Origin of the sequence: Agromyces mariniharenae (assembly GCF_008122505.1) — a bacterium.
GTDB lineage: Bacteria > Actinomycetota > Actinomycetes > Actinomycetales > Microbacteriaceae > Agromyces > Agromyces mariniharenae.
Map to the genome: position 1 here is coordinate 1,568,382 of NZ_VSSB01000001.1, position 15,658 is coordinate 1,584,039.

Sequence of the window (15,658 nt, forward strand, 5' to 3'; positions counted from 1 at the left end):
CGGCGGGTAGAATCCCCTCGTGCTCATCTGCCTCACCGCGAGTCACAAGAACGCCGGGTTCGACATGCTCGAGCGTCTTTCGGCGAACGCGGAGCACGCCGCGCCCCGCATCCTCGACGGGCACGATTCCCTCCAGGGCGCCGTCGTCGTCGCGACCTGCAACCGCTTCGAGGCGTACCTCGACCTCGACACGCCCGAGGGCGCGTCGCCCGTCGCCGCGGTGCACGAGGCGATCCGCGCCGTGGGCTCGGTCGCCGGGCTGGAGGCCGAGGAGCTGCGCACCACGTTCGGCTTCGTGCACGGCAACGCCGTCGCCGGACACCTCTTCTCGGTGGCCTCAGGGCTCGAGTCCGTCGTCGTCGGCGAGGGCGAGATCGCCGGCCAGGTGCGTCGCTCGCTCGAGCAGGCGCGCCGCGAGGGCACCACGACGCCCGAGCTCGAGCGCCTGTTCCAGCGCGCCTCGCAGACGTCCCGCCGCGTGAAGAACGAGACCGGCATCGGCGGCGAGGGCCGCTCGCTCGTGCGCCTCGCCCTCGACCTCGCCGAGAGCCGCGTCTCCGATTGGGCGCAGACCCGGGTGCTGCTCGTCGGCACGGGCCGGTTCGCGGGCGCGTCGCTCGCGGCCCTGCGCGACCGCGGCGTCACCGACGTGCGCGTGCACTCCCCGTCGGGCCGCGGCGCGAAGTTCGCGGCCGGCCACGGCATCGAGGCCGTGGCGCGCGGCGAGTTCGCCGCCGCGGCCGCCGACGCCGACATCATCGTGACCTGCACCACGGCCGAGCACCACGTCGTCGACCGCACGCTCATCGCCGTCGGGCGCGAGGAGCTCGCGGCATCCGCCGGCACCGTCACGGTGCTGCCGGGTGTCGCGTCGCCCGCCGGCCCTGGCGCACCCGGCGAGCCGCGCCAACTCGTCATCGACCTCGGGCTCCCCCGCAACGTCGCCCCCGACGTCGTCGAGCTTCCCGGTGTCGAGCTGCTCGACCTCGAGACCATCAAGATCCACGCGCCGCTCGAAGAGCTCGGTGCCACGGATGCCGCGCGCGCGATCGTGAACCACGACGCCCGCGCCTTCGGCGACATCGCCGAGGAGCGCGACCTCGCGCCGGCCGTCGTCGCCCTGCGCCGCCACGTCTTCGACCTCATGGACGCGGAGATCGAGCGCGCGAAGTCCCGCGGCGACGACGACGGACGCACCGAGGCGGCACTGCGCCACATGGCCGGCGTCCTGCTGCACACGCCCATGGTGCGCTCGCGCGAGCTCGCCCGCGCCGGCGAGCAGGCCGCCTGGATCGACGGGCTCGAGGCCCTCTTCGGCGTGAAGCCCGACGCGACCGCGCAGGCGGTGCGCGAGTCGTCGACCCCGTCGGTGTCGGGGTCGAACGATGCCACGTCGACGGATGCCGCGGGGCGGGCCGAGCAGGCCGACGCCTCGTGAGCGGGGCGCCGTCCACCTCCGACCTGCTCGACGATCCCGGGCGCCCCGCCGCCGCGGCCGCCGACGGACCGCCCGCGCTCCGCTTCCCCTACGACGCCGCACCGCTGACCGAGGAGCCCCTCCGCACCGAGCGCCTCGTGCTGCGTCCGCTCGAGGCGTCCGACGCCGCCGAGGTCTACGAGTACCAGCGCATCCCCGAGGTGCTCCGCTACCTGCCGTGGCCGATGCGCGAGCGGGCGGAGGCGTATGCGCACACCGCACGGCGCGCAGCCGGCCGCGTGCTCGCCGCCGACGGCGACTTCGTCTTCTTCGCCGCGATCCTGCCGGGGTCGGCAGCCGACGAGCCGGCGGCGGGCGCCCGCGACCGCCTCATCGGCGACTTCATGATCCGGGTCTCGAGCGTGCAGCACGCGCAGCTCGAACTGGGCTGGGTGCTGCATCCCGACGTCCAGGGCCGCGGCTACGCGCGCGAGGCGGCCGCCGCCCTGCGCGACTTCGCGTTCGAGCACCTGAACCCGCACCGGGTGCAGGCCTTCCTCGACGCGCGGAACGCGGCATCCGCTGCGCTGTGCGAACGACTCGGGATGCGTCGCGAGGCGTCCCTCCTCGAGGAGGAGTACAACGACGGCGAGTGGCAGGACACCGCCGTCTACGGGATCCTCCGCCGCGAGTGGGCGGCGCTGCGCGCCTGACCGGTCGCTCTGTGCCGCTCGCGCGCGCCATCGTGCGACGACGTGCGAACGCGGATCAGGCAAACGCGCGCTGCTCAGGCGGGAATCGCGGATCTCGGCCTGAATCGAGCGCGATCGCCTGCATCCCGAGCGAGATCCTCACGGCCACAGCGGTCGCGGCGGCGGCGCGGACTGCAACAGGTCGGCCGGGACGCGCACACTCCTCTCGCCGAGTCCGATGGCGCGCCACTGGAGCACCGTCTCGAGGTCGCCCTCGACGGGCCCGCCGAGCCAGAGCCACGCGTTGACGGCGCTGTCGTACTGATCGACGCCGCCGCCCCCGCCCCCGCCCAGCACCGTCAGGGTCGGCGGGGAGGGCTCGACGTCGGGCTGCCAGGCGCGACGCATGCCGAGCGGCAGCACCCGCGTGCCGTCGGCGAGCCGCACGCCGACGTGGAGGTCGTCGGGCTCCACGTCGTTCGATGGCGGCATGTGCCGATCCTGGATCCAGCGGTGCCATTCCCGCTCGGTCTCGCCGCGACGACGCCGCACCCACCGGATCCGAAACTCGGCGCCCTCGGGGTACACGCGGACCTCGCGGAGGAGGATCACCATCGCGTCGTCGCGGTGCACGATCTCGTCGAGCACGACACGTCCGGGCATCACGTCCTGCGGCGGCTGCAGCCAGGGCGGCGTTCGCGGGACTTCGATCACGCGCTCGGAGTCGGAATCGTCGGGGCCGATGTCGAAGAAGCCGGCGGATGCCACGTGCATGACCGCGATGCTATCGGCCGCCGCCCCGCGGCATCCGCGGGCCGCCGACTTCGGTCGGTGGGAATCCCGTTCGTGCGGTGGAATCCCACAGGATCGGGATTCCGCAGCGCAAACGGGACTCCGCCGCGAATCAGCAGCGTCGCGAGCGGCGCTACGCGCCGATCAGGCGCGCCGCGAGGTACCCCTCGAGCTCCGCGATCGGCACGCGGTCCTGGCCCATGGAGTCGCGCTCGCGCACCGTCACCGCGTTGTCGTCGAGCGAGTCGAAGTCGACCGTGACGCAGAACGGGGTGCCGATCTCGTCCTGGCGGCGGTAGCGGCGGCCGATCGCACCGGCGTCGTCGAAGTCGACGTTCCAGTGCTTGCGCAGCGAGGCGGCGATGTCGCGGGCGAGCGGCGAGAGGCGCTCGTTGCGGCTCAGCGGGAGCACGGCGGCCTTCACGGGCGCGAGGCGCGGGTCGAGGCGCAGCACGGTGCGGCTGTCGGTGCCGCCCTTCGCGTTCGGCACCTCCTCGACGTCGTACGCGTCGACGAGGAACGCCATGAGCGAGCGTGTGAGGCCCGCCGCGGGCTCGATCACGTAGGGGACCCAGCGCTCGTTCTTCGACTGGTCGAAGTACGAGAGGTCCTTGCCGGAGTGCTCGGTGTGCGTCGACAGGTCGAAGTCGGTGCGGTTCGCGACGCCCTCGAGCTCGCCCCAGTCGCCGCCCTGGAAGCCGAAGCGGTACTCGATGTCGATCGTGCGCTTCGAGTAGTGCGAGAGCTTGTCCTTCGGGTGCTCGAAGAGCCGGAGGTTCTCGGGGTCGATGCCGAGGTCGATGTACCAGTTCCAGCGCTGGTCGACCCAGTACTGGAACCACTCGTCGTCGGTGCCGGGCTCGACGAAGAACTCCATCTCCATCTGCTCGAACTCGCGCGTGCGGAAGATGAAGTTGCCCGGCGTGATCTCGTTGCGGAACGACTTGCCGATCTGGCCGATGCCGAACGGCGGCTTGAGCCGCGACGCCTGCAGCACGTTCGCGAAGTTCGTGAAGATGCCCTGCGCGGTCTCGGGGCGCAGGTAGTGCAGGCCCGACTCGTCCTGCACGGGGCCGAGGAACGTCTGCAGCATCATGTTGAAGTCGCGCGGCGGCGTCCACTGGCCGCGGGTCCCGCAGTTCGGGCACACGATGTCGGCCATGCCGTTCTCGGGGGCGTGGCCCTTCTTCGCCTCGTAGTGCTCGAGGAGGTGGTCCTCGCGGAAGCGCTTGTGGCAGTGCAGGCACTCGACGAGCGGGTCGGTGAAGACGCCGACGTGGCCGGATGCCACCCACACCTGCTTGGGGAGGATGACGCTCGAGTCGAGCCCGACGACGTCGGCGCGACTCGTCACCATGGTGCGCCACCACTGGCGCTTGATGTTCTCCTTCAGCTCGACGCCGAGGGGTCCGTAGTCCCACGCGGACCGGGAACCGCCGTAGATCTCGCCGGCCTGGAAGACGAAGCCCCGGTGCTGGGCGAGGGCGATGACGGACTCGAGACGGCTGGGTGCGGCCACGGTGGCTCCAATGGTGCGGGGATCGGGCGAATTGCCCGGAGACGACACGGTCCCACCATCCTACGGGCGCTACGCTGTGCCCCATCACGGCCGGTGTCCGAGGGGGGCGAGGGTGTGGAACTTCCTGCTTGACGTCAACATCGTCGACGGACCGTTCCTGTACACGGTGTACGCCATCGCCGCCGCCGTGTTCATCTACCTGCTCGGCCGCGGCCCCGGCTGGTCGTGGGTGCTCACCGTCATCGTCGTCCTGATCGTCGGCGCCCTCGTCGGCGCGGGCATCCTCTGGGTCAGCGTGAACGTGCTGGGGGCGATCCCCGGGCCGATCCTGCCCGAAGTGTGGTTCTGGGTGGCCGGTGCCTTCGCGGGCTGCGCGCTCGCCATCTGGAACCTCTGGTACTCCCGTTGGTGGCGCAAGCTGATCGCGATCCTCGCGGTGCCGATCTTCTCGCTCACGGCGCTCTTCGGCATCAACGCCGCCTACGGCATCGACCGCACGCTCGGCGCCCTCCTCGGCATCTCGACGGCGGGCACGATCGACCTCGACGACCCGAGCGCCAGCCCGTCGGCCGACCCGACGGAACCGCTCTACCTCACGTGGACGCCGCCGGCCGGCATGCCCGCGCAGGGGCGCGTCGGCACGCCCGAGGGCGGCGTGCCGAACACGCAGTCGGGGTTCGCCGCGCGCGACGCCGAGCTGTACCTGCCGCCCGCGGCGCTCGTCGACGATCCGCCACGGCTGCCGCTCGTGATCATGATGATGGGCCAGCCCGGCGATCCCGACGCCTCGTTCATCGCGCAGGTGCTCGACGACTTCGCATCGCGGAATGAGGGCCTCGCGCCGATCGCACTCGTCGTCGACCAGCTCGGCGACCCGAACGTCGATCCGCTCTGCCTCGACACCTCGATGGGGAACGTCGAGACCTACGTGATGCAGGACGTGGTGCCGTGGGCGAAGTCGCACCTCGACGTGCTGCAGGGCCCGCAGTTCACGACCGTGGCAGGTTACTCGAACGGCGGGCAGTGCGCCGCGTACTTCGGCGCGAAGTACCCCGAGGTGTTCGGAAACCTCCTCGCCGTGTCGCCCACCGAGTACCAGGGCGCGGAGCAGCCGGCGAACGTGCTGGCCTCCGTCTTCAACGGCGACCAGGCGGCCTACGACGCCGTGAAGCCGACGACGATCATGGCCCTGAAGGCGCCGTACCCGGACTCGGTGGCGATCTTCACGATCGGCGCGAACGACGGCACGTTCGCGCCGGGCGCGCAACGGCTGTCGGATGCCGCGGCGCAGGCCGGCATGCAGACGACCTTCTACGTGGTGCCCGACGCCGACCACGGCGTCAGCGGCCTGCTCGGCGGACTCGAGAAGGGATTCGAGGTGCTCTACCCACGACTCGGATTGGCGGCCCCGTGACCGAGACCGATCCCGCGATCACCGACGTCGAGCCGAAGGGCCGGCTCCGCACCACGGGCGAGGCGCTCGCAGGCTTCGCTCGGCGCGTGCCCTTCAGCATCGCGTTCGCGGTGCTGCTGCTCGTCACCTCCATCGTCACCGGCACGATCGTCGGCGAGGCATCGGATGCCACGGCGAACGCCTGGGCGGCCGGGGTCGTCACGACGATCGACGGGGCGCAGTGGTGGACCGTCGTGACTGCCCTGTTCATCCCGTTCGACCCGTTCCAGCTCGTGTTCGGCGTCGTCCTGTCGTTCCTGCTGCTCGGCATCGCCGAGCGGCGCATGGGCACGTGGCGCGCGATCGTCGCGTTCCTCGTCACGGGCGTGCTCGGGGTCGCGATCGGCACGTGGCTGCAGTGGATCGGGTCGCTCTTCGGCGAGTGGTGGGCGACCGGCACGGCGGCCGACCTCACGCTCGACCCGCTCGCGGGCATCGTCGGCGCGCTCATCACCTCGACGGCGTTCATGGGCGTGCTGTGGCGTCGCCGCATCCGGATCGTGACGTTCGCGTTCATCCTCGTGTTCGTGCTCTACGACGGCGACTCCTCGAACGTCTACCGGCTCATTGCAGGGATCGTCGGACTGTTCCTCGGAGCACTGCTTTCGCGCGACGCGTCGACCCTGCGTGCCCGCCGCAGCTCGCACGCCGAGACCCGCACGCTCGTCGCGGCCGTCGTCGCGGTGACGGCGATCGGTCCGGTCGTCGCGTTCGTCAACCGCACGGAGCTCACGCCGTTCGGGTTCGGCTCGTACCTCTACGACGACGACCCGGTGGACATCGACGTGGTGATCTCGCAGTGCGGGGCCGCGGCATCCGCCGTCGGCGACGAGTGCCTGAAGCAGCTCGCGGTGCTCAGCTCGCAGGGCTTCGGGATGTTCCTCCTGTCGTTCGTGCCGGTGCTGCTGCTCCTGCTCGCGGCGTGGGGCCTGCGCTCCGGCCGTCGGTTCGCCCGCTGGCTCGCGATCTCGGTGAACGTGGCGATCCTGCTGTTCGCCCGCACGGCGTTCGACGTGACCGTCACGACCGCCGACGTGGAGAGCGGCGCGTGGACGGTGTTCGACATCGGCGAGCTGATCGTCTGGGCGCTGGCGGTGCTCGCGCTGCCGATCGGCATCATCGTGATGCTCACGGTGACCCGGCGGCACTTCCAGGTCCGTTCGCCGCGCGGTTCGTTCGCGCGGTTCGTGACCACGGTCGTCGTGTCGTTCGTGGTGCTCGCGGCCGCGTATTACGCCATCGGGTTCGCGACCCTCGGCGAGTACTGGCCGGCGGCGACCCCGGTCGACCTCCTCGTCGACACGCTCAAGCGGTTCGTGCCGCCGCACTTCCTCGCCGTGGTCGACCCGATCGTGATCCCGGCGCACGACCTCACGAGCATCGCCTACCAGCTGATCGGGCCGCTGTTCTGGGCGATCTTCATCGTGGCCGCGATCCGGCTGATGCGGCACACGCGCGCCGAGCTCGGCTTCGCCGACCGCCTGAAGCTGCGCACGATCATCCGGCGCAACGGCGGTGGCACGCTCGGCTTCATGGGCACGTGGCCCGGCAACGTGCCGTGGTTCAGCGCGGACGGCGAGTCGGCGGTGGCGTACCGCGTCATCAACGGGATCGCGATCACGATGTCCGACCCCATCTGCCGGCCCGAGGAGGCCGGTCGCGTCATCCGCGAGTTCACCGCGTTCTGCGACGCGAACAGCTGGGTGCCCGTGTTCTACAGCGTGCACCCGCAGTACCTGGCCGTGTTCGAGGAGCTCGGCTGGCAGCACATGTCGGTGGGCGAGGAGACGCTCGTGCGCACGACCGGCCTCGAGCTCACGGGCAAGCCGTGGCAGAAGGTGCGGCAGGCGCTGAACCGCGGCATCAAGGAGGGCATGACCACGGTCTGGACGACGTGGGACGAGCTCCCCCGGCCGACCGTCGCCGAGATCACCGCGATCTCCGAGGAGTGGGTGTCCGAGAAGGAGCTGCCGGAGATGGGCTTCACGCTCGGCGGCATGGACGAGCTGAAGGACCCCGACGTGCGCCTCATGCTCGCGGTCGGGCCCGACGGGCGCCTGCAGGCGATCACGAGCTGGTTGCCGGTGTACCGCGACGGCGACGTCGTCGGCTGGACGATCGACTTCATGCGGCGCACCGACCACAGCATGAACGGCATCATGGAGTTCCTCATCGCGTCGGCCGCCCTGCACATGAAGGAGGAGGGCCAAGAGGTGCTGAGCCTCTCGGGTGCTCCGCTCGCCGCGAAGCCGCTCGCCCCCGGCGAAGAGCCGCCCGAGCCGACCGCGATGACCCGCCTGCTCGAGTTCCTCGGACGCACGCTCGAGCCCGCCTACGGCTTCTCGTCGCTGTTCCGGTTCAAGGCCAAGTTCAATCCCGAGTACGAGACCATCTCGATGGCCTACCCCGACCCGCTCGCGCTGCCGACCATCGGCGTGGCGATCGGACGCGCCTACCTGCCCGAGGTCTCGCCGAAGGAGGCGGTCGCGCTCGTGCGGACGCTGACGAAGTAGCCGACGGATGCCTCGCCGGCGCAGCCGGCTGTGTCACTCGGCCCCGGCCGCCCGCTGCGTCAGCCGGCGGCCCGCAGCGTCTCGGGACCCAGCTCGGCGACCGAGCGGTGACCCGCGAGGCCCAGCGTGAGGTCGAGCTCGGCGATGTGGTTGCGCACGACCTCGCGCACGCCCTCCTGCCCGGCGACGGCGAGCCCGTAGGCGTACGGGCGTCCGATGCCGACGGCCGTCGCGCCGAGCGAGAGCGCGATGACGGCGTCGGCGCCGCCCCGGATGCCGCTGTCGAGCACGATCGGCACGCTGCCGGCGACGCGTTCGACGATCGCGGGGAGCGCGTCGAGCGTCGCGACCGAGCGGTCGACCTGGCGCCCGCCGTGGTTCGACACGACGATGCCGTCCACGCCGTGGTCGAGGGCCCGGCTCGCGTCGTCGGGATGCAGCACGCCCTTCAGGAGCACGGGCAACGACGTCCATTCGCGCAGGCGGGCGAGGTCGTCCCACGTGAGGCTCGGGTCGGAGAACACGTCGAGGAACGTCTCCACCGCGGCGCGCGGCAGCGGCGAGCGCAGGGCGTCGCGCACGCCGCCGTCGACGAGCCGCGTGCCGACGGCCGAGCGTGCGATGGAGAACGCTGACCGGAGCAGCGTCGGCGTGACCCTCGGCCGTTCCCCGGGCCCGGTGCTGCGAGCGACGCGGTCGCGCACGAGCTCGGCGAAGACGGGGTCGCTCGTGTACTGCGCGATGCCCTGGCCGCGCGTGAACGGCAGGAACGCCGCGTCGAGGTCGCGGGTGCGCCAGCCGAGCAGGTGGGTGTCGAGGGTCACGACGACGGCCTCGCAGCCGACCGCCTCCGCACGGCGCAGGAACGACGCGTTGAGCTCGTCGGAGCGGCTCCAGTACAGCTGGAACCACCGCGAGCCCGCCCCCATCGCGGCGGCGACCTCCTCCATGGGCCGCGACGCCTGGTTCGAGAGCACGTAGGGCACGTCGAGCTCGGATGCCGCACGCCCGACGGCCACGTCGGCATCGGCGTGCGCGAGCTCGGCGACGCCGATGGGCGACAGGATGAACGGGGTCGCGCGACGCCGCCCGAGCAGCTCGATCGAGAGGTCGCGCGCGGCGACGTCGCGGAGGACGCGCGGCCAGACCTGCCAGCGCGAGAACGCCGCGCGGTTCGCCGCCATGGTCGCCTCGCCGCCCGCTCCGCCCGCCAGGTAGGCGAACGCCTCGGCCGAGATCGCCTTGCGGGCCGCCTGCTCGAGCGCCGCGTGGTCGACCGGCACGGCCGGCTTCGCGCCGCCGACGCCCGCCCGGTACACCTCCGACTGCACGACCCGTGCGTACCCGCGCTGCGCTTCGCCCATCGTTCGGCTCCTCCGCTCCGTCGCGCCGTCGCGACCGGACTGCGAGCCAGCGTAGCCGCCGCCTAGGGTGGAGTGGATGTCCCAGCTGCCCGCCCTGCTCGTCGCCGCGATCGCGCTCGTGCGCGACCGCCGCGTGCTCATGGTCACCGCGCGCGACCGCGACGTGCACTACATGCCGGGCGGCAAGATCGACCGAGGCGAGTCCGCCGCCGAGGCGGCCGCCCGCGAGGCGTTCGAGGAAGTGGCCCTCGAGCTGGATCCCGACGGACTCGTCGAGCTCTTCGAGGTGGTCGTGCAGGCGCACGGCGAGCCCGAGGGTCGGCTCGTGCGCATGCGGGTGTTCCGAGCCGAGACGGATGCCGCGCCCGCCGCCTCGGCGGAGGTCGGCGAGCTGCACTGGGTCACGACGGCCGACGTCGACCGCTGCCCGCCCGCCGGCGCCGAGGTGCTGCGTCGGCTCGCGGCATCCGGCGTCATCGACTGACGCGCCCATAGACTGCGGTCATGGCGCCGACCCGCGAGTTCCGCCGCGGCGAGGACGTCGTCGTGATCCACGAGTCGGGCCGGCCCGACGGACCCGACTACGTGCTCGTGCACGGCCTCGGCATGGCGCACGACTACTGGGCGGAGCTCGCCGGCGTGCTCGAGGCCACCGGCACGGTGCATGCGCTCGACCTGCCCGGCTTCGGCGACGCGCCCCAGCCCCGCGAGCCGTTGAGCATGCCGGCGGCTGGCGAGCTCCTCGCCGAGCTGCTCGTGGCCGAGGGCATCGACCGGCCGGTGCTCGTGGGCCACTCGACGGGCGCGCAGGTCGTCGCCGAGACGGCGGCGCAGCATCCCGACCTCGTCGACCGGCTCGTGCTCATCGCGCCGACCGTGAACCCGCGCGAGCGTACGCTCGGGAAGCAGACCCTGCGGTTCCTGCAGGACATCGCCCTGGTGCATCCGAAGGCCCTCGGCTGGGGCATCGCCCTCTACGCGAAGGCGGGCCCGCGCTGGTATGCCGCGAACCTCCGGCCGATGCTCGAGCATCGCATCGAGCTCATCCTCCCCGAGATCTCGGCGCCGACGCTCGTCGTCCGCGGCGAGCACGACCGCGTCGTGCCGCGGGAGTGGGCGGAGGAAGTCGCCCGGCTCGTGCCCGACGGGCGGTACGTCGAGGTGCCGGGCCGCGGGCACGAGACCATGATCCGGGCCGGCCGTCGCGTCGGCGAGCTGATCGTGCGGCACGCGCAGGGGCTGCCGGCCGGACGTCCGGTGTCGCTCGTCGAGGCGCCCGGGGCCGCGGCGCCGCACCTCGGGGTGCCGGCCGCGCTCGGCGTGATGGCCCGGGACTACGCGTTCGCGGGATGGCACCAGCTCGCCGTCTTCGGCGCCGGGCGGGAACCGGCCGGATGGCGCCACGGCGACCCCGACAAGCCGCAGGTCGTGCTGCTGCCCGGCGTGTACGAGCACTGGTCGTTCCTGCGCCCCCTCGGCGACGCGCTGCACGCGGCCGGACACCGCGTCGTCGTCGTGCACGGCATGCGCGCGAACCGGCGTCCGATCGCCGAGACCGCCGCGCGCGTCGCGAAGGCGCTCGCCCGGTCGGCACCGCCGCCGGCCGGACGCGTGATCGTGGCGCACAGCAAGGGCGGGCTCATCGGCAAGCACGTGCTCATCGACGACGAGGGCGCGGCGCTCGGCGTGCGCGGGGTCGTGGCGATCTGCACGCCGTTCGCGGGCGCGCGGCGCGCGCGGCTGTTCGGGGATCCGAGCATCCGGGCGCTGCTGCCGAGCGACGAGACGATCGTGATGCTCGGGGACGCGGCATCCGTGAACGCGCGCATCGTCTCGGTGTTCGGCACGTTCGACCCGCACGTGCCCGACGGCAGCGCGCTCGAGGGCGCGACGAACGTGCAGGTGCCGGTCGCGGGCCACTTCCGCGTGCTCGCCGCGCCCGAGACGCTCGAGGCGGTGCACGAGGGCATCGCGCTGCTCACGCAGGACCCGACCCGCTCCGACGCCGTCGACCTCGCCGAACCCTCGGGGCCGGCGTCCCCTCAGTGAGCTACCGAATCCGCCGCAGGTGAGGCGGATCCGACATGTCGCTGGGCGATGTCGGGGCACGGGACGAACGGCCCGCGCGGCTGGGTCGGCGCGACCTACCCTGCAGGCATGGGCATGACCGACGTCGAGGCACGCGCCGACACCGACCGCCGCCTCTATGTCCGCTGGGTGCTCGCCAACGCGATCGGCGAGGGCGTCGGGCTCGGCGGCTCGTTCCTCGTCGGCGCCGGGCTCGTCGTGCTGCTCGGCGCGCAGTTCGGGCCATGGTTCGAGGTCGCGACGGCGATCGCCGCGGTCGCGCTCGGCACGCTCTTCGAGGGCGTGGTCGTCGGGTACGCGCAGTGGCGGGTGCTGCGCGAACCGCTGCCGACGCTCTCGCGCGGCTCGTGGGTCTGGGCCACGGCCATCGGCGCGGGCGTTGCCTGGCTGCTCGGCATGGTCCCGAGCACCGTGATCTCGCTGGTCACCGGCCAGGTCGAGACGACGGATGCCGCGTCCGCCCCGACCATCGCCGAGCCGCCGCTCGCCGTGATCCTCCTCGCCGCGGCCGGAGTCGGGCTGCTCCTCGGGCCGGTCCTCGCGAGCGCGCAGGTCGTCGTCCTGCGGCGCCACGTCGAGCACGCCTGGCGGTGGATCCCCGCGAACGCCGTCGCGTGGGCCATCGCCCTGCCGCTCACCTACCTCGGCCCGAGCCTCATGTTCGACGTGGGCGTGAACGCGCTCGGCGTCGGCATCCTCCTCGCCTGCGTCCTCGCCGCAGGGGCCGTGGTCGGCGCCGTGCACGGCGCGGTGCTCGTGCGGCTGCTGCGGCATCCGCTCGACGCCTGACGCACGAGCGCGGGCGCGCGGCACCCGCTCAGTGCACGTACTCGAGCAGGTCGAGCCCGACCTGGCGCATGCCGTCGAGCACGGCGAGGCGCGAGGTGAGCATGGTGTCGGCGAAGTACATCGACACGGCGTAGGCGACGCTCGCGCGCGGGCCGCGGAGCACGCCGACCTCGCTGCGCACGCCCCCGTCGGTGCCCGTCTTGTTCATGAGCAGCACGCCGTGGTCGGGCATGCGGTGCGCGAGCGGGTCGAGTCCGAACGCCGACGCCACGAGCGAGAGGTCGGCGTTGAGCGACAGCCAGCCGACCACGCGCTGCGACACCTCGGGGCTCACGACCTCGCCGCGGGCGAGCGAGGCGAAGAGCCAGGTGAGCTCCTTGGCCGAGCCGATCGAGAGCTGCGGGGCGTCGTCGGGGCCGCGGTGGTCGCGCACGAGGTCGAGCAGCGCCGTGCGGGTGAGGCCGAGCGCCTCGGTGCGGGCGCGCACCGCCTCGAGGCCGACGTGGCGGATGAGCACGTTCGTGGCGAGGTTGTCGCTGGACGCGCCGATGAGCGCGGCGAGGTCGGCGAGCGGCAGCGACGGCGACTGCATGTGCTGCCAGATGCCCGAATCGCCGACGGCGTCGCGCGGGGCCCGGTCGAGCACCGTGAACGCCTCCGCCGTGGCGCCCGCGAGCCTCGACGCGACCTCGACGAGCAGCAGCACCTTGCCGATCGAGGCGGTCGGCATCACGACGTGGTCGTCGACCGAGAAGAGCACCTTCCCGGTGGCGAGGTCGGTCGCGCGGGCGGAGACCTGCACCCCCGCGAGCGCGAGCTCGCCGAGGGCGTTGAACCCGCGGGTGAAGTCCTCGTTGTGCTCGTCCGTGCGGTGTCGTCCCCTCCGGATGCTCGCGTGGCGCGCTCGCCGCTCGGAACCCTGCGACGACGTCACCACGGTGATTGCACGCTCTTCCTCGGACGGTCGGCGCTCCCCCACCGCGGTCAGCGGCGCGCTCGAGAAGGTTGGTTCGGATCGTTCTTCGGCGCGATCTACCAGATCGTCACCCGCTCGGCCGGATCGAGCCAGAGGGCGTCGTCGTCAGTCACACCGAAGCCAGTGTAGAACTCGTCGATGTTCCTCACGATCTGGTTGCACCGGAACTCGTTCGGCGAGTGCGGATCGATCGCGAGCAGGCGGATGACCTCCTCGTCGCGGCCCTTCATCTGCCAGGCCTGCGCCCACGAGAGGAAGAACCGCTCGGCGCCCGAGAGGCCGTCGACGGCGGGCGACTTCTTCCCGTCGAGCGACAGCACGTACGCCTTCCAGGCGATGGCGAGTCCCCCGAGGTCGCCGATGTTCTCGCCGATGGTGAGGGCGCCGTTCACGTGGTGGTCGTCGCCGTTCTCGCCGTCGAGCTGCGCGGGCCTCAGGGCGTCGTACTGCGCGATGAGCGCCTTCGTGCGGTCCTCGAACGCCGCGCGGTCGGCCTCGGTCCACCAGTCGGTGAGCCGGCCGTCGCCGTCGTACTTCGAGCCCTGGTCGTCGAACCCGTGCCCGATCTCGTGGCCGATCACGGCGCCGATCGCGCCGTAGTTCGCAGCGGCGTCGCGGCCGGCGTCGAAGAACGGGTACTGCAGGATCGCCGCCGGGAACACGATCTCGTTGAAGCCCGGGTTGTAGTACGCGTTGATCGTCTGCGGCGTCATGAACCACTCGTCGCGGTCGATCGGCTTGCCGATCTTGGCGAGCTCGCGGTTGAACTCGAACTCGGCCGTCGCCCGCACGTTGCCGACGAGGTCGTCGGCGTCGATCTCGAGCGTCGAGTAGTCGCGCCACTTCACGGGGAAGCCGATCTTCGGCGTGAACTTGTCGAGCTTCTCGAGCGCCTTCGCGCGCGTCTCGTCGCCCATCCACTCGAGCCCGGTGATCGACTCGCGGTACGCCTCGACGAGGTTGGCGACGAGGTCGTCCATCGCGTCCTTCGCCGCGGGCGGGAAATGGCGCTCCACGTAGATGCGGCCGACGGCCTCGCCCATGGCGCCCTCGACGAGCGAGACGCCGCGCTTCCAGCGCTCGCGCATCTGCGGGGTGCCGGTCAGCGTGCGACCGTAGAAGTCGAAGTTCGCCTCGACGAAGTCGTTCGACAGGTAGGCGGCCGTCGAGCGGATGACCTGCCAGGCGAGCCAGTCCTTCCACGCCTCCAGGCGCTCCTCGGTGAGCAGGCCGCCGAGCGCCTCGACGAACGACGGCTCGCGCAGCACGAGCTCGGCGAACGCGCCCTCGGGCACGCCCATGGCGTCGCGCCACACCTGCAGGTCGAGCGACGACGCGGCCGCGGCATCCCCCCAGGCGTAGAGGTTGTAGGTCTTCTCGCTGTCGCGGGTGTCGACGTTGTTCCAGTGCGCCTTCGCGAGGTCGGTCTCGAGGTCGAACACGCGCACCGCGCGGTCGGCCGGGTCGGGCAGCTTCGCCAGCGCGAACATGCGCTCGAGGTGGGCGCTGTACGCGGTGCGCACCGCGGCGAAGCGCTCCTCGCGGAAGTAGCTCTCGTCGGGCAGGCCGATGCCGCCCTGCTCGACGAACACGAGGTAGCGCTCGGGGTCGCCCGGGTCGTTGTCGACGTAGAGCTGCACGAGCCCCGCGATGCCCTGGCGCTCGAGCTTGCCCAGCGTCTCGAGGAACGACTCGACCGAGTTGACGAGCGATACCTCGACGAGCTGCGCGGCGATGGGCGTGGCGCCCAGGAGGTCGGCGCGCTGCTCGTTCATGAAGCTGGCGTAGAGGTCGCCGACCTTGCGGGCCTCGGTGCCCGGATCGGCCTGCTGCGCCTCCTCGATGATCTCGCGCACGGCCTTCTCGGCCTCCTCGTGCAGCACGAGGAACGAGCCGTAGCGGGCCTTGTCGGCCGGGATCTCGGTGCGTTCGATCCACTTGCCGTTGACGTGCCGGAAGAGGTCGTCCTGCGGGCGCACCTCGTCGTCGAGTTCGTCCTTCGCGATGCCTGAGGGGAGCTTCGTCATCCCCTGAGCTTATTCGCTCGCCGGTCCC

Annotated in this window: 12 protein-coding genes; 7 read left to right on the forward strand and 5 right to left on the reverse strand. The window is 72.0% G+C overall.

Annotated elements, in window-relative coordinates:
- The first annotated feature begins 19 nt into the window (after positions 1-19).
- Positions 20-1,438, forward strand: coding sequence for a glutamyl-tRNA reductase (locus FYC51_RS07180; RefSeq protein WP_148732920.1), 1,419 nt, complete (start codon positions 20-22; stop codon positions 1,436-1,438).
- The gene (locus FYC51_RS07185; RefSeq protein WP_187432525.1) at positions 1,435-2,130 is read left to right on the forward strand and encodes a GNAT family N-acetyltransferase; all 696 of its coding nucleotides are present in this window, start codon (positions 1,435-1,437) and stop codon (positions 2,128-2,130) included. The genes FYC51_RS07180 and FYC51_RS07185 overlap by 4 nt, the downstream gene beginning before the upstream one ends.
- 138 nt (positions 2,131-2,268) lie before the next feature.
- Here FYC51_RS07185 and FYC51_RS07190 read toward each other — a convergent pair whose 3' ends face one another.
- Together FYC51_RS07190 and FYC51_RS07195 are read right to left on the reverse strand one after the other, a co-directional pair.
- A complete protein-coding gene (locus FYC51_RS07190; protein WP_148732921.1) occupies positions 2,269-2,883 on the reverse strand; it encodes a hypothetical protein in 615 nt (204 codons plus the stop codon).
- A 151-nt stretch (positions 2,884-3,034) separates the two neighbouring features.
- Positions 3,035-4,420: a glycine--tRNA ligase gene (locus tag FYC51_RS07195; protein WP_148732922.1), complete on the reverse strand. Its 1,386-nt coding sequence runs from the start codon at positions 4,418-4,420 to the stop codon at positions 3,035-3,037.
- Positions 4,421-4,532: 112 nt separating this feature from the next.
- Between FYC51_RS07195 and FYC51_RS07200 the strand changes: the two genes are divergently transcribed.
- The gene (locus tag FYC51_RS07200) at positions 4,533-5,834 is read left to right on the forward strand and encodes an alpha/beta hydrolase (protein WP_148732923.1); all 1,302 of its coding nucleotides are present in this window, start codon (positions 4,533-4,535) and stop codon (positions 5,832-5,834) included.
- Complete coding sequence (locus FYC51_RS07205; protein WP_187432526.1) at positions 5,831-8,386, forward strand: phosphatidylglycerol lysyltransferase domain-containing protein; 2,556 nt, start codon at positions 5,831-5,833, stop codon at positions 8,384-8,386. Before FYC51_RS07200 ends, FYC51_RS07205 begins: the two co-directional genes overlap by 4 nt.
- Positions 8,387-8,445: 59 nt before the next feature.
- Here the strand turns inward: FYC51_RS07205 and FYC51_RS07210 are convergent, their stop codons facing one another.
- Positions 8,446-9,750, reverse strand: coding sequence for an alpha-hydroxy-acid oxidizing protein (locus FYC51_RS07210; RefSeq protein WP_148732925.1), 1,305 nt, complete (start codon positions 9,748-9,750; stop codon positions 8,446-8,448).
- 76 nt (positions 9,751-9,826) lie between these two features.
- On the opposite strand from FYC51_RS07210, the gene FYC51_RS07215 reads away from it, so the two are divergent.
- The 3 genes from FYC51_RS07215 to FYC51_RS07230 all read left to right on the forward strand — a co-directional run bounded on the left by FYC51_RS07215 (position 9,827) and on the right by FYC51_RS07230 (position 12,627).
- Complete coding sequence (locus tag FYC51_RS07215; RefSeq protein ID WP_148732926.1) at positions 9,827-10,234, forward strand: NUDIX domain-containing protein; 408 nt, start codon at positions 9,827-9,829, stop codon at positions 10,232-10,234.
- 20 nt (positions 10,235-10,254) lie between these two features.
- Entirely contained in the window at positions 10,255-11,799 is a 1,545-nt protein-coding gene (locus FYC51_RS19550; RefSeq protein WP_238476251.1) for an alpha/beta hydrolase, read from the forward strand.
- A gap of 108 nt (positions 11,800-11,907) precedes the next feature.
- On the forward strand, positions 11,908-12,627 hold the full coding sequence (locus FYC51_RS07230; RefSeq protein ID WP_148732927.1) for a hypothetical protein: 720 nt from the start codon (positions 11,908-11,910) through the stop codon (positions 12,625-12,627).
- Between the two features lie 28 nt (positions 12,628-12,655).
- Here the strand turns inward: FYC51_RS07230 and FYC51_RS07235 are convergent, their stop codons facing one another.
- A complete protein-coding gene (locus tag FYC51_RS07235) occupies positions 12,656-13,564 on the reverse strand; it encodes a serine hydrolase (protein ID WP_148732928.1) in 909 nt (302 codons plus the stop codon).
- 95 nt (positions 13,565-13,659) lie between these two features.
- Entirely contained in the window at positions 13,660-15,630 is a 1,971-nt protein-coding gene (locus FYC51_RS07240; RefSeq protein ID WP_148732929.1) for a M13 family metallopeptidase, read from the reverse strand.
- Positions 15,631-15,658 lie beyond the last annotated feature (28 nt).

Excerpts from the sequence above, each read along its gene's own strand:
- FYC51_RS07190 (WP_148732921.1), bottom strand. The coding sequence starts at position 2,883 with ATGCACGTGGCATCCGCCGGCTTCTTCGACATCGGCCCCGACGATTCC.
- FYC51_RS07210 (WP_148732925.1), bottom strand. The coding sequence starts at position 9,750 with ATGGGCGAAGCGCAGCGCGGGTACGCACGGGTCGTGCAGTCGGAGGTG.
- FYC51_RS07215 (WP_148732926.1), top strand. The coding sequence starts at position 9,827 with ATGTCCCAGCTGCCCGCCCTGCTCGTCGCCGCGATCGCGCTCGTGCGC.
- FYC51_RS19550 (WP_238476251.1), top strand. The coding sequence starts at position 10,255 with ATGGCGCCGACCCGCGAGTTCCGCCGCGGCGAGGACGTCGTCGTGATC.
- FYC51_RS07230 (WP_148732927.1), top strand. The coding sequence starts at position 11,908 with ATGGGCATGACCGACGTCGAGGCACGCGCCGACACCGACCGCCGCCTC.
- FYC51_RS07240 (WP_148732929.1), bottom strand. The coding sequence starts at position 15,630 with ATGACGAAGCTCCCCTCAGGCATCGCGAAGGACGAACTCGACGACGAG.